This window comes from Sphingomonas phyllosphaerae FA2, assembly GCF_000427645.1.
Lineage (GTDB): Bacteria > Pseudomonadota > Alphaproteobacteria > Sphingomonadales > Sphingomonadaceae > Sphingomonas > Sphingomonas phyllosphaerae.
Genome location: NZ_KE386571.1, coordinates 2,184,645 through 2,200,628 on the forward strand (window position 1 = coordinate 2,184,645; position 15,984 = coordinate 2,200,628).

General features: G+C 68.3%; 12 protein-coding genes and 1 tRNA gene. 10 read left to right on the plus strand and 3 right to left on the minus strand.

The window, feature by feature from the left end:
- Positions 1 to 210: 210 nt before the first annotated feature.
- Positions 211 to 1,545, plus strand: a complete 1,335-nt coding sequence (locus SPHPH_RS0110600; RefSeq protein ID WP_028966672.1) for a NupC/NupG family nucleoside CNT transporter — start codon at positions 211 to 213, stop codon at positions 1,543 to 1,545.
- Positions 1,546 to 1,843: 298 nt separating this feature from the next.
- Here SPHPH_RS0110600 and SPHPH_RS21565 read toward each other — a convergent pair whose 3' ends face one another.
- Positions 1,844 to 2,647: a PEPxxWA-CTERM sorting domain-containing protein gene (locus SPHPH_RS21565; protein WP_028966673.1), complete on the minus strand. Its 804-nt coding sequence runs from the start codon at positions 2,645 to 2,647 to the stop codon at positions 1,844 to 1,846.
- Positions 2,648 to 2,804: 157 nt separating this feature from the next.
- On the opposite strand from SPHPH_RS21565, the gene aguB reads away from it, so the two are divergent.
- A complete protein-coding gene (gene aguB / locus SPHPH_RS0110610; protein ID WP_028966674.1) occupies positions 2,805 to 3,668 on the plus strand; it encodes an N-carbamoylputrescine amidase in 864 nt (287 codons plus the stop codon).
- A gap of 85 nt (positions 3,669 to 3,753) precedes the next feature.
- Here aguB and SPHPH_RS0110615 read toward each other — a convergent pair whose 3' ends face one another.
- A complete protein-coding gene (locus SPHPH_RS0110615; RefSeq protein ID WP_028966675.1) occupies positions 3,754 to 4,413 on the minus strand; it encodes a uracil-DNA glycosylase in 660 nt (219 codons plus the stop codon).
- Between the two features lie 23 nt (positions 4,414 to 4,436).
- On the opposite strand from SPHPH_RS0110615, the gene folK reads away from it, so the two are divergent.
- Together folK and SPHPH_RS0110625 are read left to right on the plus strand one after the other, a co-directional pair.
- The gene (gene folK, locus SPHPH_RS0110620; protein ID WP_037488441.1) at positions 4,437 to 4,925 is read left to right on the plus strand and encodes a 2-amino-4-hydroxy-6-hydroxymethyldihydropteridine diphosphokinase; all 489 of its coding nucleotides are present in this window, start codon (positions 4,437 to 4,439) and stop codon (positions 4,923 to 4,925) included.
- A tRNA-Lys gene (locus tag SPHPH_RS0110625) sits at positions 4,926 to 5,001 on the plus strand.
- A 239-nt stretch (positions 5,002 to 5,240) separates the two neighbouring features.
- Here the strand turns inward: SPHPH_RS0110625 and SPHPH_RS0110630 are convergent.
- The gene (locus SPHPH_RS0110630) at positions 5,241 to 6,686 is read right to left on the minus strand and encodes a methyl-accepting chemotaxis protein (RefSeq protein ID WP_028966677.1); all 1,446 of its coding nucleotides are present in this window, start codon (positions 6,684 to 6,686) and stop codon (positions 5,241 to 5,243) included.
- A 165-nt stretch (positions 6,687 to 6,851) separates the two neighbouring features.
- Here SPHPH_RS0110630 and SPHPH_RS0110635 point away from each other — a divergent pair, with 165 nt between their 5' ends.
- From SPHPH_RS0110635 to treY, 6 genes are all read left to right on the plus strand, one after another.
- Positions 6,852 to 7,259, plus strand: coding sequence for a hypothetical protein (locus SPHPH_RS0110635; RefSeq protein ID WP_028966678.1), 408 nt, complete (start codon positions 6,852 to 6,854; stop codon positions 7,257 to 7,259).
- A gap of 87 nt (positions 7,260 to 7,346) precedes the next feature.
- A complete protein-coding gene (locus SPHPH_RS21420) occupies positions 7,347 to 7,691 on the plus strand; it encodes a DUF2934 domain-containing protein (RefSeq protein WP_037488442.1) in 345 nt (114 codons plus the stop codon).
- A 68-nt stretch (positions 7,692 to 7,759) separates the two neighbouring features.
- Positions 7,760 to 9,856, plus strand: coding sequence for a glycogen debranching protein GlgX (gene glgX / locus SPHPH_RS0110645; protein ID WP_037488443.1), 2,097 nt, complete (start codon positions 7,760 to 7,762; stop codon positions 9,854 to 9,856).
- Positions 9,853 to 11,541 (plus strand): malto-oligosyltrehalose trehalohydrolase, encoded by a 1,689-nt coding sequence (gene treZ, locus SPHPH_RS0110650; protein WP_028966680.1) that lies wholly within the window; start codon positions 9,853 to 9,855, stop codon positions 11,539 to 11,541. Before glgX ends, treZ begins: the two co-directional genes overlap by 4 nt.
- A gap of 163 nt (positions 11,542 to 11,704) precedes the next feature.
- Positions 11,705 to 13,567 carry a 4-alpha-glucanotransferase gene (malQ, locus tag SPHPH_RS0110655; protein ID WP_028966681.1) on the plus strand — a complete coding sequence of 621 codons (1,863 nt, stop codon included), beginning with the start codon at positions 11,705 to 11,707 and terminating at the stop codon, positions 13,565 to 13,567.
- On the plus strand, positions 13,564 to 15,867 hold the full coding sequence (gene treY / locus SPHPH_RS0110660; RefSeq protein WP_028966682.1) for a malto-oligosyltrehalose synthase: 2,304 nt from the start codon (positions 13,564 to 13,566) through the stop codon (positions 15,865 to 15,867). The genes malQ and treY overlap by 4 nt, the downstream gene beginning before the upstream one ends.
- Positions 15,868 to 15,984: the final 117 nt, after the last annotated feature.

The following is a 15,984-nucleotide window of genomic DNA, read 5'->3' on the forward strand; positions in this document are numbered from 1 at the left end:
GGCGGTGTACGGGGCGACGGCGGGGCGGGCAAGGTGCTGGCGCGGCGTCAAACCTCGTCGTTGCGAGCGCAGCGAAGCAATCCAGGGTTCCGTGCGACACCCTGGATTGCTTTGCTGCGCTCGCAATGACGGTGCACTCCGACCCGATCTTGGCTGGCGATCCGCCGGCGGGCATGTCATGGCGCGGAACTTCGGCAGCGAAGAAGAAAAATGCAACGGACTCTCATCGGCCTGGCGGGGATCGCCGTCATCCTGCTGCTCGCAACGTTGCTGTCGGCCGACCGGCGTGCGATCCGGCTGCGGATTGTCGCCAGCGCTTTCGCGCTGCAAGCGACGATCGCGGTGATCGTGCTTTACTGGACGCCGGGGCGCGCCGCGCTGGCCGGTGCCTCGGCGGGGGTCGCGGCGCTGCTCGGATATTCGCAGAAGGGCACCGAATTCCTGTTCGGCAACCTCGCCAGCCCGGCGGTCGGGGGGCAGAGCTTCGCGATCGCGGCGCTGCCGGTCATCATCTTCTTCGCGAGTCTCGTCTCGATCCTCTACTATCTGGGCGTCATGCAGTTCGTCGTCCGCTGGATCGGCGGCGCGATCGAGAAGGTGATCGGGACCAGCAAGGTCGAAAGCCTGTGCGCGGCCGCCAATATCTTCGTCGGGCAGAGCGAATCGCCGCTGGTGATCCGCCCCTACCTCGCCGGACTGACTCCGGCGCAGGTGTTTACGGTAATGACGAGCGGGATGGCGGGCGTCGCGGGGACGATCCTCGCGGCCTATGCCTCGATGGGGATCAGCATCGACTATCTGCTCGCCGCAAGCTTCATGGCCGCGCCGGGCGGGATCCTGATGGCCAAGATCATCATGCCCGACCGTGTCGTGCCGCCCGAGGGCGAATTGCCGCTTGGTGACCTGCCCGACGAGCAGCGGCAGATCGAACTGGCCGAGGCGCGGATCAGCGGGCGTGGCCCGGCGGCGCTGCTGCCCGAGGGCACGCCGGGCGAGCCATTGCCCGATGCGACGCATGACGAGGAAAAGCCGGCCAATCTGATCATGGCCGCCGCGCAGGGCGCGCAGACCGGCGTCAAGCTGGCGGTGGCGGTCGGGGCGATGGTGCTGGCGTTCGTCGCGCTGGTGGCGCTTGCCAACGGCTTGCTCGGCGCGGCCGGGGGTCTGGTCGGGATGCCGGGGCTGAGCTTCCAGGGGCTGCTCGGTTATGTATTCCAGCCGGTCATGTACCTGCTGGGGGTGCCGTGGAACGAGGCCGGGATCGCGGGCGGACTGTTCGGTGAGAAGATCGTGCTCAACGAGTTCGTTGCCTATATCGACCTCGGCAAGCAGGCGGCGGCGCTGTCGCCGCGGACGATCGCGGTGGTGACCTTCGCGCTGTGCGGCTTCGCCAATTTCAGTTCGATCGCGATTCAGATGGCGGTGACCGGCAGCCTCGCCCCCAACCAGCGACCGACGATCGCGCGGCTGGGGCTCCGCGCGCTGGCGGCTGGAAGCCTTGCCAATCTGATGAGCGCGGCGCTGGCGGGATTGCTGATCGGCTGAACCTCCAGACCGAAGTTGTCGAAGTTTGCGCAGAACGGCCTCTATGCGCGCGTCGGCGTGATGGTGATGCGCGAGCGTCGCGCCCATGCTGGCAGATGTTGGACGGTGTAGGACAGCGGTTCGGTGGGACCCGGTGTCTCTGCGGACCTTGTCCGGGGCTCTGCTGTCGGCCCCATCACTGAAAGAAGAAGCGGGGTCCCGGATCAAGTCCGGGACGACGTCGCTACCGGCCGGAGGCAAAGGAAAAGGCCGCCGGATCGCTCCGACGGCCTTCCCGCACGCAAAGGTGGAAGCAGGATCAGGCGATCGCGGCCTTGTTGCTGCTGCGACGGCGGCGGGCCGCTGCACCGATCATGCCGAAGCCCAGGATCATCGTCATCCAGGTGGTCGGCTCGGGCACCGCGCTGGTCACCGCGATCGAGTTCAGCTTGAACGCGTCGTTCTTGTTGTCCGGCCCGAAGTACGAACCGCCGATCACCCAGACGTTGCCACCCTTGCTCGGCGACAGATTGTAGGTCTGCTTGTTACCGGTGTACTTCGTGCTGTCGCTGTTGAACCAGGCGTCGCCCGACTGCTTGGTGGTGTCGATCTTCAGCCCGTCGGCCAGCGACTTCAGCGTCGTCGCGGTCATGGCCGTGGCGTAGTTGCCGATGCCGCGCGCGATGAACGCATCATTGTCGGTGTAATTGTTTGTGCCCAGCGCGAACGGCGTCAGCACCGCCGACTGCAACGCCACTTCCTGATCGAACTGCAGAACCAGGAACTCCCAGCCGTTCGCATTGTCGATCTGGTGCGTGTTGGTGATGTTTTCGCCCGGCTGGTAGATGCCCAGACCGTTGCTGCCCCACGATGCAATGGTCGAGGCCTGATAGGTGCCGTTCGTCAGCAACGTCCACGCGGTCGCGCGCACGTTCAGCGTCGACTTGCCGTCCGACGACTTCACGGCATAGTTAACGGTGCCGTAAGAGCTGCCGTCGTTGCTCGTGATCGTCTTGCCGTTCGACGTGCCGGTCGCGGTGCTGATGACGAAGTCTGCGGCCTGCGCCGGCATGGCGGCGAAAAGCGCGCCGGTAGCGATCGCGAGTTGCGCGAAACGAGTCATGTTGATGATTTCCCCTTACTTGTTGCGCGCAGCCTTCCCTTATCTGGATTATACCCGCAATGGTGATCGAAACGGGCCACGTCCCTGATCGGCACAATCTCAAGGGCTTGCCATCAACAGGTGGAAACCGGCGCGCGGGTCGCCTAAATGCGCCGCCATGACCGAGATCACCGTCGCCGCGCTGCAGCTCGCCTTTTCCGCCGACATCGACGCGAATATCGCGAAAGTGTCCGACGCCGTGCGCGAGGCTCATGGGCGCGGCGCGCAGGTGATCCTGCCGCCCGAATTGTTCGAGGGCGAATATTTCTGTCGCGTCGAGGACGAGGCACTGTTCGCCAACGCCGCCCCGGTCGCCGAGCACAAGGCGGTGCTGGCGATGCAGGCGCTGGCCGAAGCGCTGAAAGTGTATATTCCGACCAGCTTCTTCGAGCTGGACGGCCCGCATCATTACAATTCGCTGGCGATGATCGGCCCCGATGGCGAGGTGCAGGGCGTCTATCGCAAGAGCCATATCCCGGACGGGCCGGGTTATGAGGAGAAGTTCTATTTCCGCCCCGGCAACACCGGGTTCAAGGTGTGGGACGGTCCGCGCGCGCAAGGGCACCAGACCAAATTGGGCGTCGGCGTGTGCTGGGATCAATGGTATCCGGAAACTGCCCGCGCGATGATGCTGATGGGCGCCGAAGTGCTCTTCTATCCGACGGCGATCGGCAGCGAGCCGCATGATACGTCGCTGGACACCGCGCGGCTGTGGCGGCGCGCGATGGTCGGCCACGCGGTGTCGAACGTGGTGCCGGTGATCGCCGCCAACCGCGTCGGGGTGGAACACGGCCAGACCTTCTACGGCACCAGCTTCATCACCGACGAGCGCGGCGACATCCTGGCCGAGCTGGACCGCGAGGAAGAGGGCGTGATCGTCGCGACGCTAGACCTCGACCGCGTGCGCCGCCATCGTGCCGCGTTCGGCTTCTTCCGCGACCGGCGGCCCGAACTTTACGGGCGGCTGGTGCAGGATATCTGAGGCCCGTCCGTCATTGCGAGCGCAGCGAAGCAATCCAGGGTGTCGCGCAGAACACTGGATTGCTTCGCTCCGCTCGCAATGACGATCAGGACGGCCGTAATTCCAGCGCCCTGGCGAACACGCTCTCGAACATGTCCGCGGTCAGCCGCCCGGTGTTCTGATTGTAGCGCGAGCAATGATAGCTATCGATCAGCACGCGGCCGTCGGGCACGCGGTGCACCGCGCCGTGTTCGAAGCGCGCCTTGGGCAGCTTGCCGCCGAGCACCTTGACCACCGACTGATGCGCGAGCTGCCCCAGCGCGATGTAGACGCGCGCGGTCGGCAGTGCCGCGGCCTGATCCGACAGGAAGGCGCGGCAGGTGCGGACTTCCTCGGGGGTCGGCGCGTTACCGGGCGGCAGGCATTTCACCGCGTTGAGGATGATCGCGCCGTCTAGCGTGATATCGTCCTCGCGACTGCCGGTGAAGGTGCCGGAAGCCAATCCGAACTTGGCGAGTGTGGCGTATAGCATTGCGCCGGCACCATCGCCGATGAACGCACGTCCGGTACGATTCGCGCCCTTCATGCCCGGCGCGAGGCCGACGATCGCCAGCCACGGCTGCGGGTCGCCGAACGCCGGCACCGGCGCATTCCACCATTCGGGATGCTGCGCGCGCAGTTCGTGGCGAAGATCGACGAGGCGGGGGCAGCGCGGGCAATCGAGCGGCGGCTCGGTTGCGGGCAGCGGAGAAGGTGCGAAGTCCATCATGGTGCGATAGGCGGTTGTCGATGGTGGCATCAATCTTTCTCGTCGCACTGGGCTCCAATCGCTGCGGCCGGCACGGTCGCCCACGCGACGAGGTGGCGGCGGCGTTGCGATTGCTCGGCGGGCGCGCGGCGCCGATCGTGGCGAGCGCGCCTCTCGGGCCGTCGACGCGCACCTTCGCCAACAGCGCGGTGCTGATCGAGAGCGATGCGACGCCGCCAGAATTGCTGGCGCGGCTGAAGACGATCGAGCGCGCGTTCGGGCGGCGGCGCGGCCGGCGCTGGGGCGCGCGGGTGATCGACCTCGACATCATCCTGTGGTCGGGGGGCGCGTGGCGGAGCCCGAGGCTGACGATTCCGCATCCGGCGTTCCGCGCGCGCGCATTCGTGCTGGGGCCGGCAGCGACGATCGCGCCGGCGTGGCGCGTGCCGGGCAGCGCGCTGACCTTGCGCCAGCTTCATGCCCGGTTGACCCGGACGCGCGCCGCCCCTAACCGGCTTCGATCCGCGTGAGGGTCCGTAGCTCAGTCGGTAGAGCAAGCGACTTTTAATCGAGAGGTCCCGGGTTCGAGCCCCGGCGGACCCACCACGCGGAGCTTTTCAGCAGCTCCTTGCCTCTCTTCATTTCCTTATTCCCGCGCAGGCGGAATCCAGAGACGCTGTCGGTTGCGTTCCTATCGACGGACCTGTGCGTCCGGATTCCCGCCTTCGCGGGAAAGACGGCAACCCGTGTCCGCCGCGGCGAAGCCGCGTCGTCGGTCGGGGCGGTGCCCCGCCGGCCGGTCTTGGGCGAGTCCCGTCGCAGGATGCGACGGGCCGCCCTGCGACCTAGAACTCCGACCATTCCTCGTCCGCCACCGCCAGCGCGGTGCCGCGCGTGCCGGTGACCGGGCGGCGCGCGGTGCGCGCCAGGTCGCGGCCGGCCTGTGCGGCGCGCGCCTGAAGATCGTGGACCGGCGAGGCGGCCGGCGCGCTGGCGGCGAGCAACGGGCGTTGCGCGGTCGCGGTGCGGAAGCGCCCGACTTCGGTGGTCAGACGATCGGCCTCTTCGGCAAGGCTGCGTGCGGCGGCCGTGGCTTCCTCGACCATCGCGGCATTCTGTTGCGTGACGCCGTCCATCTCCGACACCGCGGTGTTGACCTGCTGCAAGCCGGTCGCCTGATGTTCGGCCGATACTGCGATCGTCGAGACGAGCGTGCTGATCTCGCCGATGCGCGTGATGATGCGCTGGAGCGCCTTGCCGGTCTCGCTGACCAGCGTCACGCCGGCCTCGACCTGCTCGGACGAGGCGAGGATCTTGGTCTTCACGTCCTTGGCGGCATCCGCCGAGCGCTGCGCGAGTGCGCGGACTTCACTCGCCACGACCGCGAAGCCCTTGCCCGCGTCACCTGCGCGCGCCGCCTCGACGCCGGCGTTGAGCGCCAGCAGGTTGGTCTGGAAAGCGATACCGTCGATGACGCTGATGATCTCGCTGATTTCGGAGGAGGAACGCTCGATCCCGCCCATCGCTTCGACCGCGCGGCGCACGACGTCGCCCGAGCTTTCCGCCTCGGTACGCGCGTCGACCACCGCATCGTTGGCGCGGCGCGCGCCAGCGGCAGTCTCCCGCACCGTGGTGGTGATCTCGTCCATCGCCGCCGCCGTCTCTTCGAGCGAGGCGGCCTGTTGCTCGGTGCGCTGCGACAGGTCGTCCGACGCCTGGCGGATGTCCGCCGCGCCGCTGTTGATGCCGTTGGCGGCATTGGTGACTGCGCCGATCGCATCGGACACCGCCGCCATCGCGCGGTTGAAGTCGCGGCGCAGCGCCTCGTAATCGGCAGTGAACGTCTGTTCGATGCGATACGTCAGGTCGTTGTCGGCAAGTCGGCTGAGCCCGGCGCCGAGCGCATCGACCACCTCGCGCTGCGCCGCCGCGGAGACCGCGATCACCTTGCCGTTGTTACGGAACACCTCCATCGCCTTGGTCATGCGTCCGACGCAGTCGCGCGAATCGGTGTAGCGGATCGGGCTGTCGTAATCGCCGCGCGCCAGCCCCTCCATCCGCACGACGGTGTTGACGTACGGGTCGCAGACGAGCGTGCGCGAGACGATCGCGACGATCGTCACCAATGCCAAAGCGGCACCGGCGATCGACAATGCCGGCATCGCTCCCAGCACGCCGAACGCCACGGCGCCGGTCGCCGCGAGCGAGAGGAGCGACAGGCCGATGTAGATGAAGGCCAACGTCGCGAACTTCGTTCGGACAGGCGCTACGTCACGAAACCAGGTAATCATCGCTTCCTCTCCGCACGCGTAAGGCGCGTTGCCGAACACAATTCGTCAGTAGCAAGCGTCACTAAAGATTACATAAATAATGTAGATCAAGGTTGCGTCGCAGCATCATGCAACTTCGCGATGGATGTGAAGTTGAAGAGCCGAACCTTCTGGAGCTTTTCAATAATGTTACGGTCGATCCTGATGGGCGCGGTGGCAGGTGCGCGCGCGATGACGCCGCTGGCGGCGCTGGCCGCAACGCGCGGCGGCGCACGCCGGCCGGTCGTCTCCGCCGGGTCGCTGCTGCTCGCAGCGGGCGAACTGGCCGGGGACAAGATGCGCAACGCCCCCGACCGCGTGGTCCCCGCCGGCATCGCAGGACGACTGCTGAGCGGCGCGATCGCCGGGGCGGTCTGCGCTGAACGCGACGATCGCGTCATGGGCGCAGTGTTCGGTGCCGCGGCGGCCGTGGTCGCATCGCACCTGACCTTCCGGTTGCGCGCGGCAGCGACGCGGCGGTGGGGACAGACCGCCAGCGGGCTGATCGAAGATGGCGTGGCGGTGGCGAGCGCGGTGGCGCTGGCGCGGGCTTGATCCTGAGAAAGCGATTTTCTTGACGACGCGTGCGACGATCCGCGCGTTCGGGAGTTTCGCGGTCAGGGACAATAAGGGGAAAAGCTCATGGGCGACGATCGTCACGCACGCATCAGCGAACATGCCTACCGGCTGTGGCAGCAGGAAGGCGAGCCGCATGGACGCGATCAGGCGCATTGGGACGAGGCCGAGCGCGCGTTCGCGGGTGAAGGCCCGATCGCCGACGAGCCCGATCCGCAGGACGGCGATCCGCAATCGGCGACACAGGACGCCTCGGGCGACGCGGCCCCCTTCGCGGCCCCCGAGCAACCGGCCGGCGCCGCCGCTGCCCCTTCCGAAACACCGGCCCCCGCCCCCGCGGCGAGCAAGCCGGTCGATGCCAAACCGGCCGCTGCGAAGAAGCCCGCCACGCGGCGCAAGCGCACCACCTGACCCACGGCGCGCCGTGTCGCGCCGTTCGGATCATTTAGCCCCCATTTCCTCCTGACGGGAGCACATCGTTGCACGACTTGCCGGACCGGCTACTGCCGGGATCGCCCTATCCGCTTGGCGCCACGTTCGATGGCGAAGGGGTCAATTTCGCGGTCTTCTCCGCCAACGCCGACGCGATCGAACTGTGCCTCTTCGACAGCGCGGGCAAGCGCGAGCTGAAGCGGCTGCCGCTGACCGAATGCACCGACGAGGTGTGGCACGGCTATCTACCCGATGTCGGGCCGGGGCTGGTCTACGGCCTGCGCGCGCATGGCCGCTATGCGCCCGAGGAAGGGCATCGCTTCAACCCCAACAAGCTGCTGCTGGACCCCTATGCGCGCCGCATTCAGGGGCAGATCAAATGGACCGATGCGCTGCACGGCTATCGCATCGGGCACCGCAAGGAGGACCTGTCGTTCGACAAGCGCGACAGCGCGCCGGCGATGCCCAAGGCGGTGGTGGTCGACGATCACTGGGACTGGTCGCGCGACCGGCGGCCGAATACGCCGTGGTCGGAAACGGTGATCTATGAGGCGCATGTCAAGGGGCTGACCAAGCTGATGGAGCTGGTCCCGGCGCGCGAACGCGGCACCTATGCCGCGCTGGGGCATCCGGCGGTCATCAAGCATTTGCAACGCACCGGTGTGACCGCGATCGAGCTGTTGCCGATCCACACCTTCACGCAGGACCGCTTCCTGCAGGAAAAGGGGCTGCGCAATTACTGGGGCTATAACACGCTCGGCTTCTTCGCCCCCGAACAGTCCTATATGGCGACCGAGCATCAGGACGAGCTACGCCGCGCGGTCCACCGGCTGCACAAGGCCGGGATCGAGGTGATCCTCGACGTCGTCTACAACCACACCTGTGAGGGGTCCGAGAAAGGCCCGACTTTGTCGTGGCGCGGGCTCGACAACGCCAGCTACTACCGGCTGGTCAAGGACAATCCGCGCTACACGATCAACGACACCGGTACCGGCAACACGCTCAACATGAGCAAGGCGCGGGTGATCCAGATGGTCGCTGACTCGCTGCGCTACTGGGCGACCAGCTTCGGCATCGACGGGTTCCGCTTCGATCTCGGGCTGACGCTCGGGCGCGAGGAGACGGGGTTCGATCCGGGCGCGGCGTTCTTCGACGTGCTGCGGCAGGATCCGGTGCTCGGGCGGCTCAAGCTGATTACCGAGCCGTGGGACGTCGGGCCGGGCGGCTATCAGCTCGGCAATTTCCCGCCGGGCTTTGCGGAATGGAACGACAAGTACCGCGATACGGTGCGCGAATATTGGCGCGGCGAGCCGGGCAAGCGCCCCGATCTGGCGGCGCGGCTGGCGGGGTCGGGCGACCTGTTCGACCGGCGCGCGCGGCGGCCGTGGGCGAGCGTCAATTTGCTGGCGGCGCATGACGGCTTCACGCTCGCCGACACGGTGATGTACGAGGAACGCCACAACGAGGCGAATGGCGAGGACAATCGCGACGGCCATTCGCACAATGCCTCGTGCAATTGGGGCGTCGAGGGGCCGACCGACGATCCGGCGATCAACGATGCGCGCGGACGGGTGATGCGCTCGATGCTGACGACGCTGATGACCTCGCTCGGTACCCCGATGCTGGTGGCGGGCGACGAGTTCGGGCGGACGCAGCAGGGCAACAACAACGCTTATTGCCAGGACAATGAGATCAGCTGGCTGGACTGGAAGGCGGCGGCGTCGCCCGAGGGTCAGGCGCAGATCGACTTCACCGGGCGGCTCGCGGAATTGCGGCGGCGGTTCGTGGTGCTGCGCAGCCCGACCTTCCTCTACGGGCAGGAAACCGCCGAGGGCGGGGTCAATGACATCGAATGGTGGGACGAGCGCGGCGGGCAATTGTCGCCGGAGGACTGGCAGAACCCCGACGGGCGCGCGCTGATGATGCGGCGTGCGGCACGCACCGGCACGGGCGAGATCGAGGCGGTGTCGTTGCTGCTCAATGCGTCGGGCGATCCGGTGACCTTCACCCTGCCCCCGCCCGAGGTGAAGCGGATCGTGCTGATCGACAGCGCCAAGCCCGAGCAAGGCGAGATCGAGATCGATAACAGCTACGAGGTCGCGCCGCAGGGTGCGGTGCTGGTGACGTGGACGAGCGCAGCGTGACACGCTGGGGCCCGGAGCCGCTGGCGGGCGGCGGCACGCGTTTTCATCTGTGGGCGCCCGATGCCGATAGCGTGACGCTCGAGATCGACGGCGCGGAGGCGGTGGCGATGGAGCGTGGCGCGGACGGCTGGTACGCGCTCGACCGTGCCGAGGGACCGGGTGCGCGCTATCGCTTCCGCATCGGGGAACAGGCGGTGCCCGATCCGGCGTCACGCCTTCAGTCGGGCGGGGTGCACGGGTGGAGCGTGGTCCCGGAGACGCGCTACGACTGGCAACATGCCGACTGGCGGGGCCGCGCGTGGCACGAGATGGTGATCCTCGAATGTCACGCCGGGACGCTGGGCGGGTTCGCGGGGGTGATCGAGCGGCTGCCGGCGATCGCCGCGGCCGGCATCACCGCGATCGAGCTGATGCCGGTCGGCGCCTTCGGCGGCACACGCGGCTGGGGCTATGACGGCGTACTGCCCTATGCGGTGCAGGAGGATTACGGGTCGCCCGCCGAGCTGCGGCGGCTGGTCGACACCGCGCACGGACTGGGCGTCAGCGTGTTCCTCGACGTGGTCTACAATCACTTCGGGCCGGACGGGAATTATCTTGGCGCCTATGCCGCCGGCTTCTTCGATGCCGAGGTCCATACGCCGTGGGGCGGCGCGGTGGCAGTCGAGCGCGAGCCCGTAGCGCGGTTCTTCGTCGACAATGCGTTGATGTGGCTGCGCGACTACCGGATTGACGGGCTGCGCTTCGATGCGGTGCACGCGATCGGCAACCCCGCCTTCCTCGACGCGATGGCGGCGGAGATCCGCGCCGCGCTGCCCGACCGGCACGTCCATCTGGTGCTGGAGAATGAAGAGAATGACGCCGCGCGGCTGCGTGACGGCGGGTTCGATGCGCAGTGGAACGATGACTTCCATAACGTCATGCACGTGCTGCTGACCGGCGAGACCAATGCCTATTACAGCGATTTCGCGGATCGTCCGGCCGAGCGGCTGGCGCGCTGTCTGGCCGAGGGATTCATCTATCAGGGCGAAGGCTCGGCCAACCACGACGGCAAGCCGCGCGGGAGCGCGAGCGCGCATCTGTCGCCGACGCGCTTCGTGGCGTTCCTCCAGAACCACGATCAGGTCGGCAACCGCGCGCTGGGCGAGCGGCTGATCGCGCTGACCGACAAGGCGAAGCTGCGCGCGGCGACCGCGCTCCTGCTGCTGTGCCCGCAGGTGCCGTTGCTGTTCATGGGTGAGGAAGAGGGCAGCGAGACGCCGTTCCTGTTCTTCACCGATTTCCATGACGAACTGGCCGATGCGGTGCGCGAGGGGCGGCGCAAGGAATTCGCCAAGTTCGACGCCTTCGCCGATCCGGACGCGAGGGCGCGGATTCCCGATCCGAATGCGGTGACGACCTTCGCGGCGTCGGTGCCGCAGCCGGGGGCGGAGGCGGACGAATGGCGGGCGTTTTATCGCGACCTGCTGACCTTGCGGCGCGAGCGCATCGTGCCGCATCTGTCGGGAGCGGTGTCGGTCGGGGCGCAGGTGCTCGGCGAAGCGGCGGTGGTCGCGCGCTGGCGGCTGGGTGACGGGACGACGCTGGGGGTCGCGATCGATCTGGGCGATACGCCCGCGACGCTGCCGGGCGGTGCGGACCCGCTATTTGTCGAGGGTGAGCGGTTCGTGGCGTGGATCGAAGCGTGAAGAGGTCGGCGACTCCCTCACAACCGTCAGCCCGGCGAAGGCCGGGGTCCAGCCGCGTACGTAACATCCGTGGTGCTGCTTGGCTCTGGACCCCGGCTTTCGCCGGGGTGACGGTTAGTAGTGGGCGGCGCCCCCTTCACGCCCGCCGCACGGATACTCCCGCATGACACTCTCCGAACGCGCCGCCGCCGCCGGCCTCTCGCGCGACTGGGAGGATGCCGACGGCCGGCCGCAGCGGGTCGCCGACGAAGTGCTGGAGGCGATCCTCGCCTGTCTTGACACCACCCTGCCCGACGTCCCGTTCCTCTCCGCCGATGCCGGGCGCGCGATCGACCTCCCGGACGGCGTAACCGGCGACGCCGAGCTGCTGCTCGACGACGGCAACCGGCTCGCGCTGACGATCGCTGCCGACGGGACGCTGCCGCCGGTCGAGCGCGTCGGCTATCACCGGCTCCATGCCGGTGGGCGCGAATATACGCTGGCGATCGCGCCCCGACGGTGCGCGCTGCCGAAGCGCGGCTGGGGCGTCGCGGTGCAGGTGCCGAGCCTGCGCGCGGGCACCGACAGCGCGTTCGGCGATGCCGGTGCGCTGGTCGAGGCGGCCGCGTCGTTCGCGCGCGTTGGAGCGCAGGCGCTGGCGATCAGCCCCACCCACGCTTTGTTCCCTGCCGACCCGACGCGCTTCAGCCCCTATTCGCCGTCGACGCGGCTGTTCCACAACGTGCTGCTCGCCGATCCGGCGCTGATCGGATTGCCGCTGCCCCCGGCGCGTGCCACGACGCTGATCGATTGGCCGCAGGCGGCGCGCGAGCGGATCGCGCAATTGCGCACCGCGTTCGAGCTGGCGAGCGAGGGCGCCTTGTCGGCGGCGCGTACCCATCGGCGGCAGCGCGGTGCGGCGCTGGAGGCGCATGCGCGGTTCGATGCGCTCCACGCGGCGCTGGGCGGGCATGGCTGGCAGGACTGGCCCGCCGCCTATCACGATCCGAACGGCGAGGCGGTGATCCGCTTCGCCGCCGAGCATGAGCGCGAAGTCGCTTTCTACGCCTTCCTGCAATGGCTCGTCGACCTCGGGCTGGCGACCGCGCAGCGCATCGCGAAGGAGCGCATGGCGACCGGGATCGTCGCCGACCTCGCGGTCGGGATGGACGCCGGGGGCAGCCATGCGTGGGGCGCGCGCGACGAATTGCTGACGGGGCTGACGGTCGGCGCGCCGCCCGACCCACTTGGACCGGACGGGCAGAATTGGGGGATCACCGCGCTCGACCCGTTCGCGCTGCAGCGCACCGGTTTCCGCGCCTTCATCGAGACGCTGCGCGTCGCGCTCGCGCATGCCGGGGGCATCCGGATCGACCATGCGCTGGGGCTGGAACGGCTGTGGGTGATCCCGGCGGGCGCGGACGCCAGCGAGGGTGCGTATCTGCGGATGCCGGGCGAGAATCTCCGCCGGATCGTCGCGATCGAGGCGCATCGCGCCGACGCGGTGGTGATCGCCGAGGATCTCGGCACCGTGCCGCCCGGCTTCCGCGACACGCTGGCGGCCCGCTGTATGCTCGGCATGCGCGTGCTGCCGTTCGAGCGCAATGCCGAGGGCGGGTTCGTGCCGCCTGCCAACTGGGATGAGGCCGCGGTGGCGATGACCGGCACCCACGACACGCCGACGCTAGCCGGCTGGTGGAAGGGCCGCGACATCGACTGGGCGGAGAAACTGGGTCGCAGCGGCGCAGATCGCGAGCGCCGCGCCACCGAGCGTACCGCCTTGTGGCAGGCGATGGACAAGCCCGGTGATCCGCCGGCCGCGCCGCCGGTCGACGCGATGATCGCGCATGTCGCAAGTGCGCCGTGCCCGCTGGCGATCGTGCCGCTTGAGGATCTGCTCGCGCTCGAGGAGCAACCCAACCTGCCCGGCACGATCGACGAACATCCCAACTGGCGGCGGCGTATGGATGCACCCACCCCCGCCCTGCTGGCGCGCCGCGACGTCGCGCGCCGCATCGCCCTGCTCAACGCGGAGAGACACGCATGACACCCCCCCGCGCCACTTATCGCTTCCAGTTCCACAAGGACTTCACCTTCGCCGATGCCGAGGCGCTGGTGCCGTATCTCGACGATCTGGGCATCAGCCACGTCTATGCCTCGCCGGTGACGACAGCTGCGCCGGGCTCGACGCACGGCTATGACGTGGTCGATCCGACGACGATCAACCCTGAGCTGGGCGGTGAGGCGGCGTTCCGCTCGCTGGTCGCGGCGCTGCGCGCGCGCGGGATGGGCATCATCATCGATATCGTGCCGAACCACATGGGGGTCGCGGGTGACAGCAACGCATGGTGGCGCGACGTGCTGGCGCGCGGGCCGGACAGCGACCATGCCGCGGTGTTCGACATCGACTGGCGCGAGCGCGTCGTGCTGCCGGTGCTCGGCGCGCCCTTGCCGGAGGCGCTGGCCAACGGTGACCTGACGCTGGAGCGTGACGGTGCGCGCTGGACGATCGTCGCTTATGGCGAGCATCGCTTCCCCGTGCGCGACGCGGATCAGGATACGGCCGACACGCTGCCACTCGCCGAGTTGCTCGCGCGGCAGCATTACCGGCTCGCTTATTGGCGGGTCGCCAACGACGAACTGAACTGGCGGCGTTTCTTCTCGATCAACGAGCTGGCGGGGGTGCGGATCGAGGACCCGGCGGTGTTCGAGAAGACGCACGCGCTCTATTTCCGGCTGCACGACGAGGGGCTGATCGACGGGGTGCGCGTCGATCACGTCGACGGGCTGACCGATCCGATCGGCTATTGCCGCGCACTGCGGGCACGGCTCGGCGATAACGCGTGGATCGTGATCGAGAAAATCCTTGCCGCCGGTGAGCCGCAGCCGCTCGGCTGGGGCGTGGATGGCACCAGCGGCTATGACTTCATGGAACAGGTCGCGGCACTGCTCCACGATCCGGCCGGGGCGGAACCGCTCGGTGCCTTGTGGGAGGAGATCAGCGGGCGCAGCGCATCGTTCGAGCCCGAGGAATTCCAGGCGCGGCAGGACCTGTTGTCGTGGCAGTTCAGCGGGCAGCTCGACGCATGCGTCGCCGCCTTCCACGCGGTCGCGCCGGAGGGCGTCACGTCCGCGATGCTGCGTCGCGCGATCGAGCGGTTGCTGTGGGTGTTCCCGGTCTATCGCACCTATGGCCCCGCTGCGCCGGCCAGCGACGCCGCGATCCGGGCGGAGGCGTGCGCGCGGGTCGCCGAGCTGATCCCGCCGGGCGAGGCGCAGGTGGTCGATCTGGTGCTCTCATGGCTCGCGGGCGAAGGTCCGGTGGAGGCAGCGGATGCGGTGCGGCGCTTTCAGCAACTCTCCGCGCCGATCGCGGCCAAGGCGGTCGAGGACACCGGCTTCTATCGCTACGGTAGGTTGCTGTCGCGTAACGACGTCGGCTTCGATGCCGAGCGGATGGGGATGACGCCTGACGACTTCCACGCGCTGATGCAGGCGCGCGCGCGCGACGTGCCGCACGCGATGCTGACCACCGCCACCCACGACCACAAGCGCGGCGAGGACACGCGCGCGCGGCTCGCGGCGATCAGTGCACACCCCGAGGCGTGGCGCGACGCGGCAACGGCGTGGCTGGAGCGCGACGACGGCGGGGTCGACGATGCCGACCGCTACATGCTGTTCCAGACGCTGGTCGGTGCATGGCCCGAGGATGGCGCCACCCCGGAGTTCGTCGACCGTGTAAATGCGTGGCAGCAAAAGGCACTGCGCGAGGCGAAGCTGCGCTCCTCATGGGAAGCACCCGACGAGGAATATGAAGCGGCGGCGACCGCGCTGGTCGAGGCTTTGCCCGGTGATGCCGAGGCGCTGGCGCTGATCGCGAAGACGGTCGCGATGCTGGATGCGGCCGCACAGGACAATATGCTGGCGCAAGTACTGCTGCGCTACACCGCGCCGGGCGTGCCCGATCTGTATCAAGGGACCGAGTTCGCCGACCTCAGCCTCGTCGATCCCGACAATCGCCGGCCGGTCGATTACGACGCGCGGCGCGCGGCGTTGGCAGGCGACCCGCCGGCCAAGCTGCGGCTGATCGCCGACCTGCTACGGATGCGGCGCGACGATCCGGCCCTGTTCGCCGAGGGTTCGTACCTTCCCGCGCAAGTCGAGGGGCCCGGCGCGGCGCAGGTGCTTGCGTTCGAACGGCGGCACGACGGGCGTGTCGTGCGCGTCGCGGTGGCGCTGCATGGACAGCGCCCGGGTGCCGACACGTACGTCACCTTCAGTTCGGGTCATCGCACCGACGCCGCGACGCTGTTCGGCAACGCGGCGATCTGGTACGAACGCAGCTGAGCCGGTAACCGGACGTCGTCCCGATCGGGGGCGACGACGAACGGCACGGGAGACGGAATGCGCCAGACGCGGCTCCTGAGTCACGCAATTGTCTTACATGACGTGCACGGCCCGACT

What these genes read in the sequence shown, in the direction of transcription:
- SPHPH_RS0110630 (WP_028966677.1), bottom strand. Translation starts at nt 6,686, where the DNA reads ATGATTACCTGGTTTCGTGACGTAGCGCCTGTCCGAACGAAGTTCGCG.
- SPHPH_RS21420 (WP_037488442.1), top strand. Translation starts at nt 7,347, where the DNA reads ATGGGCGACGATCGTCACGCACGCATCAGCGAACATGCCTACCGGCTG.
- malQ (WP_028966681.1), top strand. Translation starts at nt 11,705, where the DNA reads ATGACACTCTCCGAACGCGCCGCCGCCGCCGGCCTCTCGCGCGACTGG.
- treY (WP_028966682.1), top strand. Translation starts at nt 13,564, where the DNA reads ATGACACCCCCCCGCGCCACTTATCGCTTCCAGTTCCACAAGGACTTC.
- SPHPH_RS0110615 (WP_028966675.1), bottom strand. Translation starts at nt 4,413, where the DNA reads ATGGACTTCGCACCTTCTCCGCTGCCCGCAACCGAGCCGCCGCTCGAT.
- folK (WP_037488441.1), top strand. Translation starts at nt 4,437, where the DNA reads ATGGTGGCATCAATCTTTCTCGTCGCACTGGGCTCCAATCGCTGCGGC.
- SPHPH_RS0110600 (WP_028966672.1), top strand. Translation starts at nt 211, where the DNA reads ATGCAACGGACTCTCATCGGCCTGGCGGGGATCGCCGTCATCCTGCTG.
- aguB (WP_028966674.1), top strand. Translation starts at nt 2,805, where the DNA reads ATGACCGAGATCACCGTCGCCGCGCTGCAGCTCGCCTTTTCCGCCGAC.
- SPHPH_RS0110635 (WP_028966678.1), top strand. Translation starts at nt 6,852, where the DNA reads ATGTTACGGTCGATCCTGATGGGCGCGGTGGCAGGTGCGCGCGCGATG.
- SPHPH_RS21565 (WP_028966673.1), bottom strand. Translation starts at nt 2,647, where the DNA reads ATGACTCGTTTCGCGCAACTCGCGATCGCTACCGGCGCGCTTTTCGCC.